Source organism: Stenotrophomonas sp. YJH_SMC_64 (genome assembly GCF_059371375.1).
Genome location: NZ_JCAFUN010000018.1, coordinates 1 through 15,783 on the forward strand (window position 1 = coordinate 1; position 15,783 = coordinate 15,783).

General features: G+C 67.9%; 19 protein-coding genes. 10 read left to right on the forward strand and 9 right to left on the reverse strand.

All coding sequences use genetic code 11. The features are described from left to right. A partial coding sequence (locus AC5P9L_RS18235) for an integrase core domain-containing protein (RefSeq protein WP_495201554.1) occupies positions 1–214 on the forward strand: 214 nt, incomplete at its 5' end. A 605-nt stretch (positions 215–819) separates the two neighbouring features. Here the strand turns inward: AC5P9L_RS18235 and AC5P9L_RS18240 are convergent. From AC5P9L_RS18240 to AC5P9L_RS18275, 8 genes are all read right to left on the reverse strand, one after another. After that, positions 820–1,380 carry a TetR/AcrR family transcriptional regulator gene (locus AC5P9L_RS18240; protein ID WP_111173934.1) on the reverse strand — a complete coding sequence of 187 codons (561 nt, stop codon included), beginning with the start codon at positions 1,378–1,380 and terminating at the stop codon, positions 820–822. Positions 1,381–1,384: 4 nt separating this feature from the next. After that, entirely contained in the window at positions 1,385–2,917 is a 1,533-nt protein-coding gene (locus tag AC5P9L_RS18245; protein WP_227415388.1) for an MFS transporter, read from the reverse strand. A gap of 152 nt (positions 2,918–3,069) precedes the next feature. Continuing rightward, positions 3,070–3,816 carry a hypothetical protein gene (locus tag AC5P9L_RS18250; protein WP_227415387.1) on the reverse strand — a complete coding sequence of 249 codons (747 nt, stop codon included), beginning with the start codon at positions 3,814–3,816 and terminating at the stop codon, positions 3,070–3,072. Further along, complete coding sequence (locus AC5P9L_RS18255) at positions 3,816–4,436, reverse strand: DUF3299 domain-containing protein (protein WP_106548594.1); 621 nt, start codon at positions 4,434–4,436, stop codon at positions 3,816–3,818. The genes AC5P9L_RS18250 and AC5P9L_RS18255 overlap by 1 nt, the downstream gene beginning before the upstream one ends. Then, entirely contained in the window at positions 4,426–4,977 is a 552-nt protein-coding gene (locus AC5P9L_RS18260; RefSeq protein WP_227415386.1) for a DUF3299 domain-containing protein, read from the reverse strand. Before AC5P9L_RS18260 ends, AC5P9L_RS18255 begins: the two co-directional genes overlap by 11 nt. Before the next feature lie 2 nt (positions 4,978–4,979). Next, on the reverse strand, positions 4,980–6,233 hold the full coding sequence (locus AC5P9L_RS18265; protein ID WP_227415385.1) for an ABC transporter permease: 1,254 nt from the start codon (positions 6,231–6,233) through the stop codon (positions 4,980–4,982). Beyond that, on the reverse strand, positions 6,226–6,921 hold the full coding sequence (locus AC5P9L_RS18270; RefSeq protein ID WP_227415384.1) for an ATP-binding cassette domain-containing protein: 696 nt from the start codon (positions 6,919–6,921) through the stop codon (positions 6,226–6,228). The genes AC5P9L_RS18265 and AC5P9L_RS18270 overlap by 8 nt, the downstream gene beginning before the upstream one ends. Next, positions 6,918–7,451 (reverse strand): ZrgA family zinc uptake protein, encoded by a 534-nt coding sequence (locus tag AC5P9L_RS18275; RefSeq protein WP_279915834.1) that lies wholly within the window; start codon positions 7,449–7,451, stop codon positions 6,918–6,920. Before AC5P9L_RS18275 ends, AC5P9L_RS18270 begins: the two co-directional genes overlap by 4 nt. A gap of 32 nt (positions 7,452–7,483) precedes the next feature. Between AC5P9L_RS18275 and AC5P9L_RS18280 the strand changes: the two genes are divergently transcribed. Continuing rightward, positions 7,484–7,957, forward strand: a complete 474-nt coding sequence (locus tag AC5P9L_RS18280; RefSeq protein WP_111129346.1) for a MerC domain-containing protein — start codon at positions 7,484–7,486, stop codon at positions 7,955–7,957. 153 nt (positions 7,958–8,110) lie between these two features. Here the strand turns inward: AC5P9L_RS18280 and AC5P9L_RS18285 are convergent, their stop codons facing one another. Further along, on the reverse strand, positions 8,111–9,013 hold the full coding sequence (locus AC5P9L_RS18285; RefSeq protein WP_005416723.1) for a LysR family transcriptional regulator: 903 nt from the start codon (positions 9,011–9,013) through the stop codon (positions 8,111–8,113). A 117-nt stretch (positions 9,014–9,130) separates the two neighbouring features. Here AC5P9L_RS18285 and dkgB point away from each other — a divergent pair, with 117 nt between their 5' ends. The 8 genes from dkgB (at position 9,131) to AC5P9L_RS18325 (ending at position 15,678) form a co-directional block, all read left to right on the forward strand. Next, positions 9,131–9,934: a 2,5-didehydrogluconate reductase DkgB gene (gene dkgB, locus AC5P9L_RS18290; RefSeq protein ID WP_279915833.1), complete on the forward strand. Its 804-nt coding sequence runs from the start codon at positions 9,131–9,133 to the stop codon at positions 9,932–9,934. Between the two features lie 11 nt (positions 9,935–9,945). Beyond that, positions 9,946–10,893: a TIGR03571 family LLM class oxidoreductase gene (locus tag AC5P9L_RS18295; RefSeq protein ID WP_279915832.1), complete on the forward strand. Its 948-nt coding sequence runs from the start codon at positions 9,946–9,948 to the stop codon at positions 10,891–10,893. 19 nt (positions 10,894–10,912) lie between these two features. Continuing rightward, on the forward strand, positions 10,913–11,851 hold the full coding sequence (locus AC5P9L_RS18300) for a cyclase family protein (protein WP_279915831.1): 939 nt from the start codon (positions 10,913–10,915) through the stop codon (positions 11,849–11,851). Next, a complete protein-coding gene (locus tag AC5P9L_RS18305) occupies positions 11,848–12,171 on the forward strand; it encodes a MoaF-related domain-containing protein (RefSeq protein ID WP_012480409.1) in 324 nt (107 codons plus the stop codon). The genes AC5P9L_RS18300 and AC5P9L_RS18305 overlap by 4 nt, the downstream gene beginning before the upstream one ends. 126 nt (positions 12,172–12,297) lie before the next feature. Beyond that, positions 12,298–12,675: a copper homeostasis periplasmic binding protein CopC gene (copC, locus tag AC5P9L_RS18310; protein ID WP_012480410.1), complete on the forward strand. Its 378-nt coding sequence runs from the start codon at positions 12,298–12,300 to the stop codon at positions 12,673–12,675. A 10-nt stretch (positions 12,676–12,685) separates the two neighbouring features. After that, the gene (gene copD / locus AC5P9L_RS18315) at positions 12,686–13,570 is read left to right on the forward strand and encodes a copper homeostasis membrane protein CopD (protein WP_111118295.1); all 885 of its coding nucleotides are present in this window, start codon (positions 12,686–12,688) and stop codon (positions 13,568–13,570) included. A 45-nt stretch (positions 13,571–13,615) separates the two neighbouring features. Continuing rightward, positions 13,616–14,314, forward strand: a complete 699-nt coding sequence (locus tag AC5P9L_RS18320) for a heavy metal response regulator transcription factor (protein ID WP_012480412.1) — start codon at positions 13,616–13,618, stop codon at positions 14,312–14,314. Further along, positions 14,311–15,678 (forward strand): heavy metal sensor histidine kinase, encoded by a 1,368-nt coding sequence (locus tag AC5P9L_RS18325; RefSeq protein WP_227415383.1) that lies wholly within the window; start codon positions 14,311–14,313, stop codon positions 15,676–15,678. Before AC5P9L_RS18320 ends, AC5P9L_RS18325 begins: the two co-directional genes overlap by 4 nt. The last annotated feature ends 105 nt before the right edge of the window (positions 15,679–15,783 follow it).

The following is a 15,783-nucleotide window of genomic DNA, read 5'->3' on the forward strand; positions in this document are numbered from 1 at the left end:
CACGCCGCGGACCAATGGCAAAGCCGAGCGCTTCATCCAAACCAGCCTGCGCGAATGGGCCTACGCCCGCGAATACGCCTCCTCGGACCAGCGCAATTCCGTGCTGACCCAATGGCTGCACCACTACAACTGGCACCGCCCCCACATGGGGATCGGTGGCCAGCCACCTATTTCCAGAGTCCTGCTGAACAACGTGGTGGGTTTACACAACTAACAGTCGACTCTACCGAAGCGCATTTTGGTGGCCTGACCGAAGGGCAGCCGACCAGCGGTCGGCTCTACCACGGGCGACGTCTGCGCGCCGGATGGCCGCTCAACTGGACGTTCCGTCATTCTCGCTGTCGAAGGCGTTCCGCAAGCGGCTGGGAGCCAGGCTGGGCAGACGCGCGAGGGGTAGAGTCGACTGTCAGTCGACTATCGCGCGAAGCGCGGGATTTTCGTTGTCTGATTGAAGAGCAGTCGACTGACAGTCGACTCTACCGAAGCGCATTTTCGTGGCCTGACCGAAGGGCAGCCGACCAGCGGGCGGCTCTACCACGGGCGATGTCTGCGCGCCGGCTGGCCGCTCAACTGGGCGTTCCGTCATTCTCGCTGTCGAAGGCGTTCCGCAAGCGGCTGGGGGCCAGGCTGGGCAGACGCGCGAGGGGTAGAGTCGACTGTCAGTCGACCAGCGCGCGAAGCGCGGGGTTTTCGTTGTCTGACCGAAGGGCAGTCGACTGACAGTCGACTCTACCGAAGCGCATTTTCGTGGCCTGACCGAAGGGCAGCCGACCAGCGGTCGGCTCTACCACGGGTGATGTCTGCGCGCCGGCGGGCCGCTCAACTGGAGGTTCCGTCAGACTTCGCCAACAACCCGGCGATGCGCTCGGCAACACGGGCGCGCACGCCTTCGTCCAGCTGGCCTTCGTACATCGCCTCGTAGATCCACAGGCCATCGGCGGCCAGTCGCGCCACGAAATTGTCGAGCGCGGCGCTGTCTTCCGCTGCACCCGCCTCCGGCGGCAGCGGCGCCCAACGCCGCACCGCCGGTCCCCACGGACGCTCATCGGCGTCCGGGTCCGCCGATTCGAGCATGAACATCAGTTCGGCACGGGTGGCACTCTGCGCCGAGACACGCACGAAGGTCTGGTAACGCTCCAGTGCCGTCGCTTCATCCGCGCGCTTGCCCAGCAGCGTTTCCATCGACGTTTCCCAGGCCTGCACCAGGTGCTCGTCGATGCCGCGCAGCAGCGCCTCGCGCGACGGGAAGTGGTACAGCAGGCCGCCGCGGGTCAGCTTGGCCTCGGCCGCCACCGACTCGAAGGTCACCGCACGCACGCCGTCACGATTGATCACGTTGACGGCGGCCTCGAGGATGCGGTCGCGCTTGCTGGTTCTCATCGCTTCATTTTACGCGATCGGCCGCACCCTCGCGGCTGCCAACGCGGCTGCGCAGCAGGCGCGCCAGGATCGTCGCGCCCAGCGCCAACACCGCCGTGATCACCAGCAGCACGATCTGGTAGCCACGGTCATACGCGGCCGCAGCCAGTGCGAACCACTCACCCTGCCCGCTCTCGCGCGCGACATGCAGCGCCTGGGTGAAACCCTCGCGGGCAAGCGCGGGCATGTCTGCCGAGACCGGCAGGAACGCGCTGTACATCGCTGCGCTCAGGCTGCCCAGCATCGCCACCGCCAGCAGGCCGCCGAATTCGTAGGACACCTCTTCGACCGACGAGGCCATGCCTGCGCGGTGTGCCGGCACATTGTTGAGGATGGCGGTGGATGCCACCGAGATGGCCGAACCCATGCCGAAGCCGGTGATGGCCATGCCAGCCACCACCCAGCCAAGGCCGTGCGGAAAGCCGAACGCCACCACGCCGACGCCCAGCGCACCTGCGGCCAGGCCACCACAGATCAGCGGGCGCAGGCCCACCCGGTGCAGGATGCTGCCGCCCAGCAGCGCGCTCGGAAGGCTGCCCAGTGCCGCCACCGAGACCAGCAGGCCCGCCTGCAGCGGCGTGAAGCCTGCAACCAGCTGGAAGCGCTGGGTGGTGACCAGCTGCAGGCCGGCCATCGCGAACAGGGTGAACACCGCCGACAGCGTGCCGGCCAGGAACGCAGGATTGCGGAAGATCGCAAAGTCCAGCAGCGGGTACGGCAGCTGCTGCTGGCGGCGCGCGAACGCCGCACCGCTGATGACGGCCAACAGCAGAGCGCCCGCGCCCAGCGCATACGACGGCGGCGTAGCGATCAGCGACTTGATCGCCAGCACCAGGCCGGACAGTGCCGCCAATGCCAGCACCGAGGACACAAGGTCCCAGGGCCGCGAGGTGTCACGCTGTCCTTCCGGCGCCAGCAGCAACGTGGCCACGAACGCGACCACCACCACCGGCACGTTGATCAGGAACACCGAGCCCCACCAGAAGTGCTGCAGCAACCAACCGCCAATGATCGGGCCGAGCGCCGCACCGACGATGGCCACCGAACCCCAGATCGCGATGGCGATGTTGCGTTCGCGCTCTTCGTGGAAGCTCAGGCCGATCAGCGCCAACGTGGCCGGCATCATCGCTGCGGCACCGACCGCCAGGAACGCGCGTGCGGCAATCAGCTGCGCTGCGGTGTCGGCGAATGCCGCTGCCAGCGACGCGACGCCGAACACCACCAGGCCGATCAGGAACATACGGCGATGGCCGATGCGGTCGCCCAGCGTGCCCGCACCCAGCAGCAGGCCGGCCATCACCAGCGGATAGGCGTTGATGATCCACAGCGCCTGTCCGGCACTGGCCGAGAGTTCCTCGGTCAGCGTCGGCAGTGCGGTGTAGAGCACGGAGTTGTCGAGCGTAACCAGCAGCAGGCCAGCGGCGACGGTAAACAACAGTGCCCAGCGGCGGGCACGCGACAAGGCCGGAGCACCGGCCAAGGGCTGGGACAAAGCCATGGGAGAACCTGGTGGGGGTGGATTACGACCATAACTATACAGGATGTCCTGTACAGTTATGGTCGTCGGAGCCAGCCGATTCAGTTTTTGTAGAGGCAGGCATGCTCGACGGGGCCGCCAGCCAGGCATGGCCTGGCTCTACTGGCAGACGCTCACCGGCAGTCTTCCGGCAGCGCGGCGATGGCCGATACCACGGCCGCCTGCATGCCCTGCCCCACGGCGGCGTCCAGTTCGCCGCCGATGCCCCCATGCTGGCGCCGCAGTTCGTCCTCGCACAGCCCGCGCACGCGCGCACGGGCGTTCGCGCGCAGGCTGCTGCACCGCCAGTCGGTGCCACCCAGCGGCAGCACCGAGTACACCACGCTGTTGCAGGCGTTGCCGGCGCGCTGCTGCAACGACAGCCCACCGAAATCGCGTGGCTCGCTGCTGCGCTGCGGGTCGAAATAGCTGTCGGGGAAGGTACGCGCGTACTGCTCGATGTCCACCGCCATGCTGCGTCCACCGCCCAACGGCATCTGCAGCGGCTGGCCGCACTGCGTGGCATCGGCGCGATGCTGGATGTACTGGTAGATCGGCCGGTCCAGCGATGGATCCTGCTGGGTCACCGCGCTGACCGCCGCCAGCACCGGCAGTGAGGCACGATTGGCCATGCGCGCCAGCAATCCCGCCTGCGCCGGCTGGCAGCGATCACGCAGAGTTGCCGCGAGCAGGAACAGCACGTCGTTGCGGAACGCATGGTCGTCGCCCAGGTACTGTTCGATGCGCTGGCTGGCATCCGGCGCTGGTGCCGGAAACGCCACCGCCGGCGGCGCGGTGGGTGCAGACTGCCGTTGCCACCACACCAGCAGCGCGACCGCCGCCAGCAGCCCCCCGGCAGCAATGATCCAGCGCCTGCGCATCAGTTGTGGATCGCCGTGAGCGTGGCCGCTGCCGCATCGTAGGACGCGCTGGCGATATCCGCATCGAAACGCTTCACCTGCAGACGCCCGGCAAGCCGGTATGGATCCCAGAGGTCGCCCAGCGCGATCGGCGTGGCCAGGGTCACGTGGATGATCTGGTTCGGTGGTGGTGGCGGCACGTGGATGCACGCCCCATAGAACGGTACGAACAGCAGTTCATCGACCAGGCCTGCATCGTTGGTGCCGAGCGGTACCACGTAGCCGTCCAGGTCCACGGCGCGGCCGTCTACGGCATCGACCACACGCGAGGAGCCGAACTGCTTGGCGCGATCAGGGCTGGAATGGTCGATCTCCTGCCCCGGTGGCGTGCCGGAGCCAGTGTCGTCGATCAGGCCGCCCACGCCGTCCATGCCATTGCGTGACAGGCCGATCTGCGGCGGCGGGCGCTGGTAGGTGATTTCGTCGGGCCGCAGTGCATCCCAGCGGTCGACGGGCGCTTCGGCCATGGCCGAGGATGCCGGTGTGTCCTGCGGCGCGACCGCAACGGTGTCGCTGCCCGGCGACGTGCAGCCCGCCAACCACAGGCATCCCAGCATGAGCAGCAGGTGGCTACGGTTCATAGGGCCTCAGCTGTGCGTCACGCATGGTGTAGGCCGAACCGGCCAGATCGTCTTCCAGCCGTTCGGCGTGCAGGGTGCCGGCCAGGAAGAACGGCGAGTACATGTCCGGCATCTCGATCGGGCGTGGCAGCACCACGTGCACGATCTGGTTCGGTGGCGGTGGTGGCACGTGGATGCAGGCGCCGTAGTACGGCACGAACAGGAATTCAGTCAGTCGTCCGTCCTGCGCGTTCGCCAGGGGTACCACGTAGCCTGGCAGGCGCACCGGACGCTGCAGTACCGAATCCACCGTGCGGAAGGTGCCGAACTGCGGCATGCGCCGGTTGCCGTTGTGTTCGACTTCCGGGCCCTCGCCGCGTTCCAGCGCGGCCAGCTCGTCCTTGGGCATCATCTGCAGCCAGTCCAGCTCCTGCTCTGCCGCATCCGCAGCGTCAGCGCGGTCGACAACCGGCGCGGGTGGCAGGGCCTGCACACCGGTATCCACCGGCCGCTCGCAGGCAACCAGGGCCAGTACCATCGGCAGCGACAGCATCCAGCGCATGCTCAGCCTCCCGGTGAAAGGCCATCGGCCAAGGTGCGCCGGTAAGCGAGCAACGCCGGGACCAGCCCAGCCACCGCACTGATCGCCAGCACGCCTGCCACCCAAGCCAGCTCGCGGCCGTCCGGCCAGACATGGGTGATCGACAGACCGAAGGTGGCCAGGGCCCAGCCGCGCCCGGCAACGCTGGCGGCCACCAGAAGCACCAGCGCCAGCACGCAGGCCGCCGCGCTGGTCGCCACCGCCTCCACCACCAGCAGGCCGGCGATGTAACCCGGCCGTGCCCCGGTGGCACGCAGGATCGCCATCTCGCGCCGCCGCTCCTGCAGGGTCGAGACCAGCAGCGCCACCAGCGAGACCATGCCGAGTGCCACCACCATCGCGCTGATCAGCTGCAGTGCGCGCTCGGCGGTGCCCAGCGACTGCCACAGCTGCTGCAGGGTCACGCCGGGCAGGATCGCCAGCATCGCCTCGTCCGGATACTCGTTGATCCTGCGCTGTACCGAAAACGTGGCAATGCGCGAGTTCAGGCCAAGCATGAAGGCAGTGATGCTGGTCGGGGTCAGATCCAGATGACGCGCCTGCTCGGCGCTGACGCGCTGGCTGCGCAGCTGCACGCCTGATCGCCAGTCGACATGGATCGCCTCGATGGCCGGCAGCGAAACCAGCAGCGACGAATCCACCGGCGTGCCGGTGCGCTGCAGGATGCCGGCAACACGGAATGGCTTGTCGGCATGCGTGGCCAGCGTGACCGCGCCCGTGCCGTGCGCCAGCACGATCTCATCGCCGAGGCCGACCTTCTGCGCGCGCGCCACCTCCGCGCCGATTACCGCGTCGTACAGATCATCAAAGGGCCGCCCCTGTGCAAAGGCCAGCTCGTGGCCGGAACCATAGCGATAGTGTTCAAAGTAGCCGCCAGTGGTACCCACTACACGGTAGCCGCGCCAGGAATCGCCCAGCGACAGTGGCACCGACCACTTCACCTGCGGCAATGCAGACAGCTCCTGGTAGGACTGCCAGGACACGTTGTTGGTCGGGTCGCCGATATGGAACACCGAGTACAGCAGCAGGTTCACCGGTCCCGAACGCGCACCGACGATCAGGTCGGTGCCCGATACGGTGCTGGCGAACCCCTCGTGCGCCTGCGTGCGTACACGCTCGACGCCCAGCAGCAGCACCACGCTGAGGGTGATGACCAGCACGGTCAGGCCGACACTCAAGGCGCGGCTGCGCAGGCTGGCCCAGGCAAGCTCAAGCATGGCCGGCACCTGCCTGGTTGATCTCGGACAGTGAAATGGTGCGGTCGAACAAGGGCTGCAGGCTGTCGTCATGGCTGACCACCAGCACCGTGGTGCCGGCCGCCTCGCACTGCGCCGACATCAGCTTCAGGAACGCGGTCGCCGCGTCGCGGTCGAGCGCCGAGGTCGGCTCATCGGCCAGCAGCAACGCCGGGCGGCCGATCAGGGCGCGTGCCGCCGCCACGCGTTGCTGCTGGCCAACACTGAGCGTGCCTGCGCGCCGCTGCATCAGCGCCGGATCCAGCTGCAGGGCCTGTAGCAGGCGGGCGATCTCGGCATCCAGCGGGCCGCTGATGCGCGCGCTGCGCAGGCGCGAAAAGCGCAGGCCCAGCGCGATGTTGTCGCGCACGCTGAGGAACGGCAGCAGGTTGAACTGCTGGAAGATCACGCCCAGGTGGTCGGCGCGGAAGCGGTCCCGCGCGGCACCGCGCATCGCCTGCAGCGCGTGGCCTGCCACCTCGACACGGCCCTTGCCGGGCAGCAGCACGCCCGCCAGCAGGCCCAGCAACGTGCTCTTGCCACCGCCACTGAACCCGCGCAGCAGCACGCTGCTGCCCTGCTCGATCCATAACCGCGGGATGTCCAGCACCCGCTGCATGCCGTAGCCGAACTGCACGTCTTCCAGCGAGATCACCGGTGCTGCGCTCACGGTGCCAGCACCACGCGCAGGTTGTCGGGCGTCAGCACGCTGCGGTTCTGGCCATTGGCGGTTGCGCTGTTGACGATGACTTCGTGCAGGCCCGGGAACAGTACGGGCAGGCGCACGACGATGGCGCGCAGCGCGGCAGGTTTGGCACAGTGGTACTGCAGCGTTGCGCTGAACCCTGCGTGCCGGTGCTGTCCCGGCGGCGGCGCGGCGGCCGTCGCGTCGAAGCCCTCTGCATCGGCTTTACCGGTGGCCAGACGGCAGCCCGCAGCGGTGGGCAAGGTGACCCAGCTGCCGCCCTTCAGCACTGTCGTAGCCCGTGCCAGCGCGGCCTGCTCGGCCGCATTGGCCGGCGGCCGCTCGAAATCAAGGATGCCGATGCCGGGGGCCTGCAGGGCGAATTCCAGCGTCTGCTGGTCAAGCGCAACATCGACGCTGGCCTGGCCGTGCACGTGCGGTGCGTGCTGGCGGATATCGTGGGCCTGCGCGGCGCTGGCGGCCAGCAGCAGGAAAAGAGCAGCAGAGAGCTTCATGGGGGACACTCCAATTGTTACTATGTAACATTATGGACCACATCCCCACGACGCCCGCAAGGGCCCTGGCCCGGCCGCCAACTTCGGCACGCTGGCACCCCCGCTTCGATCTTGCCGGTGCCTGGCTGTCCCTGGCCTGCGCCGCCCATTGCATCGCCCTGCCCCTGCTGCTGGCCTTCGTGCCGGCAGCGATGATGGCGCTGCGTTCGTTCCAGCACCCCGGCCATGGCGCGATGACCGTGCTGCTGGTGATGTCGCGCTGGGAATGGCTGTTCGCGCTGCTGGCCTCGTCGCTGGCCTTGGCGAGCACCTCGGCCGGGCTGCACCGGCACGGGCGCGGGCGGCCCCTGCGGCTGGCGTGCGTCGGCGCGATCCTTCTACTGTCAGCCTCGCTGTACCTGCCGCTGAAGGAATCACTGCTCTGGCATGGCGTCACCACCGCGTGCGGCGGCATGATGCTGGCGGCAGCACACATCGGCAATCGGCGGGCGCTGCACAACCGCTAACACCGGCTGCGGGTCGGTTGGAACACGCCATCCACGCATGGCGTGGATCTACTGAAACATGCAACACAGCCAACGGTAGTGCCGGCCGCTGGCCGGCAGCTGCGGTGATCCGTCAGGTGGGAAAAGCCGGCCAGCGGCCGGCTCTACCCCTCCTTATTCGTCAAACGGGCGCTGGCCGAGCGTCTGAGTGACATGGTCGACGAAACAGGTGATGCGCGCAGCCAGCGCGGTGTTGCGGTAGTACACCGCATTGATTGGCTGCCGCACCTCCTGCGTCTGCCTGGCCAACAACTGCACCAGGCGGCCATCACGCCGGTCCTGGCGGGTCAGGAAGTCGGACAGGCAGGCGATGCCCAAACCGGCCACCGCCATCTGCCGCAGCGTCTCGCCGCTGGATGAAGCGATCGCCGGCTCGATCACGAAAGGCCCGCCATCGGCATCGTGTAGTGGCCATTCGTTCAACGAACTGGGCTGGGTAAAACCCAGCAGGTCGTGCTCGCGCAACTGCTCCACGCGCGTCGGCGTGCCGTGCCGTCGCAGGTACTCGGGGCTGGCCACCACGCGGATGCGGCTGTGACCGATCGGTCGCGCATGCAGGGTCGAATCGCGCAGCACGCCGATGCGGAACGCCACATCGGTGCGCTTTTCGATCAGGTCGGTGATGCCCTCGTTGGAATTCAGCTCCAGCTCCACCTGCGGGTAGCGATCACGGAAGCCCTCCAGCAGCGGCACGATCACGTGCAGCATGAACGGCGTGGCCGCGTCCACGCGCAGGCGCCCGACCGGCTGCAGCCGCCGCGCCGCCATCTGTTCCTCTGCCTCGTCCACCGTGGCCAGGATCGTGCGCGCGTACTCCAGGAACGCCGCGCCCTCTTCGGTCAGTTCCAGCCGCCGCGTGGTCCGCCGCAGCAGCGTGGTCTGCAGCTTGTCTTCCAGCCGCGCCAGGGTGCGGCTGGTGGCCGAGATGGTCAGCTCCAGCGCCTCGGCCGCCGCCGTGATGGAGCCACCATCGACCACCGCCACGAAGGCCTTCAGCTCATCCAGGGTGGTTTTCATTATTTACCTCGCCGCAAAAGCATTTCCCATATACACGGCTTAATCAACAAATGTAAAGCACCCACACTTCGCCCTGTCCCGAGCCGCCGGCTCGCAACGAAATCCCTGGAGTCCATCATGAGCGTTCCTTCCTTTGGCGTCGGCACCTTCCGCCTGAGCGGCCAGACCGTCATCGACTCGGTACGCAACGCGCTTGACGTCGGCTACCGTGCCGTCGACACGGCGCAGATCTACGGCAACGAAGCCGAGGTCGGCCAGGCCATCGCCGAATCCGGCGTGCCACGCGACCAGCTGTTTCTGACCACCAAGATCTGGGTCGACAACTACGCTGCCGACAAGCTGATCCCAAGCCTGCGCGACAGCCTGGCCAAGCTGCGCACCGATTACGTCGACCTGCTGCTGATCCACTGGCCCGCGCCGGGCAATGGCGTTGAACTGCGCGAGTACATGACCGCGCTGGCCGAAGCCAAGGCACAGGGCCTGACCCGCCAGATCGGTGTGTCCAACTTCAACATCGAACTGACCCGGCAGGCCATCGAGGTGGTCGGCGCCGGCGAGATCGCCACCAACCAGATCGAACTGAGCCCCTACCTGCAGAACCCGGCACTGACTGCTTTCCTGCAGGATCAGGGCATCACCGTGACCTCCTACATGACCCTGGCCTACGGCAAGGTGCTGAAGGACCCGGTGCTGGCCGCCATCGCCGACAAGCACCAGGCCACCGTAGCCCAGGTCGCGCTGGCGTGGGCCCTGCAGCGGGGTTACTCGGTCATTCCGTCTTCGACCAAGCGCGAGAACCTGGCCAGCAACCTGCTCGCCCAGGACCTGCACCTGGATGCCGATGACATGGCCGCGATCGCTGCGCTTGACCGCAACGGCCGCGAAGTCGATCCGCCGGGCCTGGCCCCGGCCTGGGACTGAGGCGCCTCGCCATGGGCAGTGCGTTGGCAAGGCTGCAGGCCGGTGGATTCAGCATCGGCATCGAAGCACCGCTGGACAATGACTGGACGCCGCTGGGCGAACAGGCACGACGCGCCGCGCGACGCCTGCCCGGCGAACCGGACCTGCAGCGCCATGCGGAACTGGCACGGCTGGCCGACCGCCTCGGCTTCCGTGCGCTGTGGGTACGCGACGTGCCGGTGTACGACCCGGCCTTCGGCGATGCGGCGCAGGTGTTCGAGGTATTCAGTTACCTCGGCTACCTGGCCGGCATCACCGAGCACATCCTGCTGGGTACCGGTGCGGTGGTGTTGCCGATCCGGGAGCCGTTGCTGACCCTGAAGTCGGCGCGCAGCGTGCAGCGGCTCAGCGGCGACCGCCTGCTGCTGGGCGTAGCCAGCGGCGACCGCCCGGTGGAGTACCCGCTGTTCGGCCGCGACTTCGACAGCCGTGGCCGCCGCTTCCGCGAGCAGATCGCACTGCTGCGCGAAGGCGCCGCTGCGCACCTGCCGCAGGGCTTGGACGTGCTGCCCGCAGATGGCCCGGCCCTGCCGTTGTTCGTGGCCGGCCTGGCCCAGCAGCAACCGGCATGGATCGGCCAGCACATGGATGGTTGCCTGGCCTACCCGGGCACGCCACAGGACCATGCGCAGCGCGTGGCGGCCTGGCGCGCCGTGGCCGGCAACAAGCCGTATGCCAGCTTCATCCACCTGGACCTGGTGGCCGATGCTGATGCCCCCTTGCAGCGCTGGCGCTTCGGCCTGCGTGGCGGCCGCAACGCCCTGCTGGCCGAGCTGCACGCCATGCAGGCAGCGGGTGTCGACCACATCGGCCTGCAGTTCCGCCGCAATGAACGGCCGTTGGCCGAAACCTTCCACGAAATCGCCGAGTACGTGCTGCCGCACTTCCCGGCCCATGCCCGCGCCGCCGCGACGGCCTGACAGTTACCGGAGCTTTGCCATGAAGATGAAGACCCTGGCCGCGCTTGCGCTGGCCACCCTGCCGCTGTCCTTCCAGGCCACCGCCGAGGACTGGTATCCCTCCGCCTACGGCGCCGACGACGAGATCGGCGCGGCCAACCTGCTGACCGCGGACGTGGTCAAGCACGCGGTATCGCTGGTCAGGACCGGCAAGACCTATCCGCTGGCGGTGCCGGTGGACAAGAACCTGCCCGCGTTCCGCCACCGCAGCTTCCGCCTGTACAACGTTCAGGTCGGCCAGCAGGCCGGCAAATCGCTGGGCCCCAACAGGTTCACCTTCAACGATGAACTGGTGAACGCCTGGACCGGCGTTGGCACCCAGCTCAACGGTATCGGCCATATCGGCATCGACAACGTCTACTACAACGGCAACAGGGCCGCCGACTTCGTCACCGTAGACGGTGTGCGCAAGCTCGGCGTCGAGAAGGTGCCGCCAATGGTCACCCGCGGCGTCGTGCTGGACATGACCGCGTACTACGGCAAGGCGATCGTGCCCGGCGGCACCGAGTTCACCGTGGCCGACATCCAGGCCGTGCTGAAGAAGCAGGGCCTGAGCCTGCGCAAGGGCGACGTGGTGCTGTTCAACACCGGTTGGCTGGAACTGATCGGCAAGGACAACACGCAGTTCCTGGAAGTGGAGCCGGGTATCGGCATGGAGGCCGCGAAGTGGCTGGCCGACCAGGGCATCGTCGCCTTCGGTGGCGACACCTGGGCCTCGGAGGTCTACCCGAACCCGAACGGTGCCGAGGAGTTCCCGATCAACCAGTACATGCTGGCCAAGCGCGGCATCTACAACCTGGAGCTGATCGACAGCCGTGCCCTGGTGCGCGACAAGGCCTGGGAATTCCTGTTCGTGCTCGGCCAGCCCCTCTACGTTGGCTCGACCCAGGTCAACATCAATCCGGTGGCGATCCGATGAACACAGCTCCCGCCTTGCCGTTGTTCGCCGGCCGCCGCTTCCGCGTCAGCTATGACGGCCTGGCCGCCGACAATGTCTACAGCGCCGATGGCCGCCACGTGCAGTACGCCATCCTCTCCGGCGCCTATGCCGGTGCGCAGGGCGAAGCCGCCTGCGAGTGGCAACAGATCAGCGAAGGGGTCTATGCCCTTTCGTGGCAGGAAGCCGATGGCGCAACGGTCGTGCATGTCGATGACTTCGTCGGCGGGCGTTCGCTGGCCTGGTTCACCGCCACCGATGGCAGTTTCCATCGCATGCAAGGGCCGTTGGCAGCACTGTGACGCTGGCCAGCTGCCGGCACCACCGGTGAGTGGACGGAACATTACAGATCGGTAATGTTCGGGTCAGGGCAGCGAAAGGCGCTGCCCTCCACCCTGAGGGCCACTTCTTCCACAGGTGTCCCGCGCATGACCCGTTCCCTTCGCCGCTCTGCCACCCTCGCGCTTCTCCTGTCTGGCCTCGCGGTTGCGCCGCTGGCCCTGGCCCATCCCAGCCTGGTGCGTTCGACGCCGGCCGCCGACGCCACCATAGCCCCGGCGACCGAGATCACGCTGCAGTTCAGTGAGAAGGTGATGCCGCGTGCCACCCGCATCGAACTGAGCATGGACCATGGCCGCATGAAGATGGCCATGCCCACCACCGCGCAGGACCTCTCCGAAGATGGGCACACGCTGCGTGCGCGCTTCGCCAAGCCGCTGCCCGCCGGCAGCTACGCACTGCAATGGCGCGCGGTCGGCCAGGACAGCCACCCGATCACCGGCAACTACCGCTTCACCGTGAAGTAAGGCCGCCGCCGTGGCCGAGCTCTCGCCGTATGCGCTGCGGCTGGCGCTGTACCTGGTGCTGATGCTGCTGTTCGGGCGGCTGCTGTTCGTCCGCCCCGGACTGCCGCGCAGCATCTCGCTGACGCTCGCCGTGGTTGCGCTCATCCTGGTCGTCATCGATGCAGTAAACCGGTTGTCCGGCGTGCTTGGCATCCCGGCAGCCGACATCGACCCAGCAACGGCGCACTGGTTCCTCACCGGCACGCCGGTGGGTAAGGCCGGCCTGCTGCGCACCGTGGCAGTGCTGGCGATGCTGCCCCTGCTGGCATCCGTTACGCCGCTGCGGGGCCTGCGCCGCCTGGCGCTGCTCGCGTTGTCCGCCACCGCCCTGGCCAGCCTGTCCTGGAACGGGCATGCCGCCGCCGGTGATGGATTCGGCGGCACCTTGCGGCTGACGGCCGGCATCGTGCATCTGCTCGCCGCCGGCGCCTGGGTCGGCGCGATCGCCGCCATCCTGCAGCTGGCGCTGCGTCCACAGGGCCTGCGCCTGCGCGAACGTACCCGCGAACTGTGGCAGGCCGCGCACTGCTTCGCCGTGCCTGGCACGATCATCGTCGCCCTGCTGGCGATGACCGGCACCTATACCTATGTCGATCTCGGCGGTTCCATACAGACCCTGACCGGCACCGCACATGGGCGCTGGCTGCTGCTCAAACTCGCCCTGGTCGTTGGCATGCTGGGCCTGGCCGCCCTGCATCGCTGGCGGTTGGTGCCGGCGCTGGCGGTCTCCATCCGTGGCGGCTGGCAACCCAGGCCGCTGCGCTCGCTCCGCCAAAGCCTGGCCTGCGAATCGCTGCTGGCGCTGCTGGTGCTGGCCTGCGTCGCGGTGCTTGGCACGCTGGACCCACTGGCATGATCAATCCGTTCCGGTACGGGCCCAAGCTGCGATGATGGGCGCATCATGAAACTGCTGATCGTCGAAGACGAACCCAAGACCGGCAACTACCTGCGCCAGGGGCTGATCGAGGCCGGCTACGTGGTCGATCTCGCCTGCAACGGCGTCGACGGGCTGCACCTGGCCGGCAGCGGCGAGTACCAGCTGGTCATCCTCGACGTGATGCTGCCCGGCCTGGATGGCTGGAACGTGCTGTCGCGGCTGCGCGAGGCCGGCTGGCAGGTGCCGGTGCTGTTCCTGACCGCGCGCAGCAGCATCGCCGACCGCGTGCAGGGCCTTGAGCTGGGCGCCGACGACTACCTGGCCAAGCCATTCGCCTTCGCCGAGCTGCTGGCGCGGGTACGCACCCTGCTGCGTCGCGGCCAGGCGCAGCCGCAGGCCGAGCGCATCGTCATCGCCGACCTGGTGGTGGACACCCTGCGCCGCCGGGTTGAACGCGGCGGCCAGCGCATCACCCTCAGCCAGAAGGAATACACCCTGCTGGAGCTGCTGGCGCGCCGACGCGGCGAAGTGCTGCCGCGCTCGTTGATCGCTTCGCAGGTGTGGGACATGAATTTCGACAGCGACACCAACGTGATCGACGTGGCGATCCGCCGCCTGCGCGCGAAGATCGACGATGACTTCGATGCCAAGCTGATCGTCACCGTGCGCGGCATGGGCTATGTGCTGGAGGCGCCGGACGACGGTGCAGTGCACAGCGGATGAGCCTGCGCCGTTCCATCGCGGTACGGCTGACGCTGCTGTTCGCCATCGTGGCCACGCTGGTGCTGGCCGCGTTGGGCGTGGCGATCTATGTCAGTGCCCGCCACGACCTGGTCGCCCAGGACTTCGTCGAACTGGAAAACAAGGTCGCGTTGATCCGTGACCTCGCCGATAACGGACCTGCGTCCACACGCGGGAAGCGCTTGGCAGAGGCGCTGGGCCATCATCCGGACATCGCCTTCCACATTGTTGATGGGCGTGGCGCGGTGCTGTTCTCGACCGCACCGGCACTGCTGCGCGAGCATGCACGCGGCCAGCCGATCGACGCCGCGCCACGGCGGCACGACTGGATCCTCGCCGATGGCCGCTGCATGCATGCCCTGCACCTGCGCCAGACCCTGGCCGACGGCAGCCCGCTGGTCACCCTGCTGGCCATCGATGACGACCGCCATGCCGATTTCCTGCAGCGCTTCCGCCACCTGCTGGCGATCGCGATCATCGGCGCCGCCGTGGCCAGCAGCCTGCTCGGCGGTTATGTGGTGCGGCGTACGCTGCGGCCGCTGCGCACGCTGGCCGATGAGGCCAGGCAGATCACCGCCGGTCGCCTGCAGCGCCGCCTGAGCGCGCGCAGTGCGCCGGCCGAACTGGAGCAGTTGGCGCAGACCCTCAACGGCATGCTGGCACGCCTGCAGCAGGACTTCGCGCGGCTGACCGAGTTCTCCGGTGATCTCGCCCACGAGTTGCGCACCCCGATCACCAACATGCTGACCCAGGTGCAGGTGGTGCTGGCGCACCCGCGCAGCAACGAGGCCTACCGCGAGACGCTGGCGTCGTGTGCCGAGGAACTGCAGCAGCTGTCGCAGACCGTGGGCGACCTGCTGTACCTGGCGCAGGCCGAGGCGCCGGGCGCGCTTCCCTCACGCGAGCTGGTGGCGCTGGATGGGGTGGTGGATTCGCTGCTCGAGTTCTACGACCTGCTGGCCGAGGATCGGCAGTTGACCCTGCGCCGCGACGGTGTGGCGAGCGTGGAAGGCAAGCGCTTGATGCTGCACCGGGCGATCGCCAACCTGCTGTCCAACGCGTTGAAGCACGCCGCTGCCGGCAGCGAGGTGCGGGTACGGCTGGCCGAGGCCGATGGCGTGTGCAGGGTCAGCGTGCACAACCTTGGCACGCCGATTGCCGCCGAAGCGCTGCCGCGCCTGTTCGATCGCTTCTACCGCGGCGAGCGCGGCCGCCACGAAGGTGCCGGACTGGGGCTGGCGATTACCCGCGCGATTGCACAGGCCCATGGCGGTAGTGTGAGTGTTGTGTCGGATGACACCGGCACCGTGTTCGAGCTGGTGCTGCCGGGCGCCGCCGCCCGGTAGTGCCGACCGCTGGCCGGTACCCCGGTACATCAAGCGCATTGCAGTTGCCGGCCAGCGGCCGGCACTACCCTGCACAGCCAGCCCATGGCAGCGTCTCAGGAACGT

What these genes read in the sequence shown, in the direction of transcription:
- AC5P9L_RS18240 (WP_111173934.1), bottom strand. Translation starts at nt 1,380, where the DNA reads ATGAGAACCAGCAAGCGCGACCGCATCCTCGAGGCCGCCGTCAACGTG.
- AC5P9L_RS18245 (WP_227415388.1), bottom strand. Translation starts at nt 2,917, where the DNA reads ATGGCTTTGTCCCAGCCCTTGGCCGGTGCTCCGGCCTTGTCGCGTGCC.
- AC5P9L_RS18250 (WP_227415387.1), bottom strand. Translation starts at nt 3,816, where the DNA reads ATGCGCAGGCGCTGGATCATTGCTGCCGGGGGGCTGCTGGCGGCGGTC.
- AC5P9L_RS18255 (WP_106548594.1), bottom strand. Translation starts at nt 4,436, where the DNA reads ATGAACCGTAGCCACCTGCTGCTCATGCTGGGATGCCTGTGGTTGGCG.
- AC5P9L_RS18260 (WP_227415386.1), bottom strand. Translation starts at nt 4,977, where the DNA reads ATGCGCTGGATGCTGTCGCTGCCGATGGTACTGGCCCTGGTTGCCTGC.
- AC5P9L_RS18265 (WP_227415385.1), bottom strand. Translation starts at nt 6,233, where the DNA reads ATGCTTGAGCTTGCCTGGGCCAGCCTGCGCAGCCGCGCCTTGAGTGTC.
- AC5P9L_RS18275 (WP_279915834.1), bottom strand. Translation starts at nt 7,451, where the DNA reads ATGAAGCTCTCTGCTGCTCTTTTCCTGCTGCTGGCCGCCAGCGCCGCG.
- AC5P9L_RS18280 (WP_111129346.1), top strand. Translation starts at nt 7,484, where the DNA reads ATGGACCACATCCCCACGACGCCCGCAAGGGCCCTGGCCCGGCCGCCA.
- AC5P9L_RS18285 (WP_005416723.1), bottom strand. Translation starts at nt 9,013, where the DNA reads ATGAAAACCACCCTGGATGAGCTGAAGGCCTTCGTGGCGGTGGTCGAT.
- dkgB (WP_279915833.1), top strand. Translation starts at nt 9,131, where the DNA reads ATGAGCGTTCCTTCCTTTGGCGTCGGCACCTTCCGCCTGAGCGGCCAG.
- AC5P9L_RS18295 (WP_279915832.1), top strand. Translation starts at nt 9,946, where the DNA reads ATGGGCAGTGCGTTGGCAAGGCTGCAGGCCGGTGGATTCAGCATCGGC.
- AC5P9L_RS18300 (WP_279915831.1), top strand. Translation starts at nt 10,913, where the DNA reads ATGAAGATGAAGACCCTGGCCGCGCTTGCGCTGGCCACCCTGCCGCTG.
- AC5P9L_RS18305 (WP_012480409.1), top strand. Translation starts at nt 11,848, where the DNA reads ATGAACACAGCTCCCGCCTTGCCGTTGTTCGCCGGCCGCCGCTTCCGC.
- copC (WP_012480410.1), top strand. Translation starts at nt 12,298, where the DNA reads ATGACCCGTTCCCTTCGCCGCTCTGCCACCCTCGCGCTTCTCCTGTCT.
- AC5P9L_RS18320 (WP_012480412.1), top strand. Translation starts at nt 13,616, where the DNA reads ATGAAACTGCTGATCGTCGAAGACGAACCCAAGACCGGCAACTACCTG.
- AC5P9L_RS18325 (WP_227415383.1), top strand. Translation starts at nt 14,311, where the DNA reads ATGAGCCTGCGCCGTTCCATCGCGGTACGGCTGACGCTGCTGTTCGCC.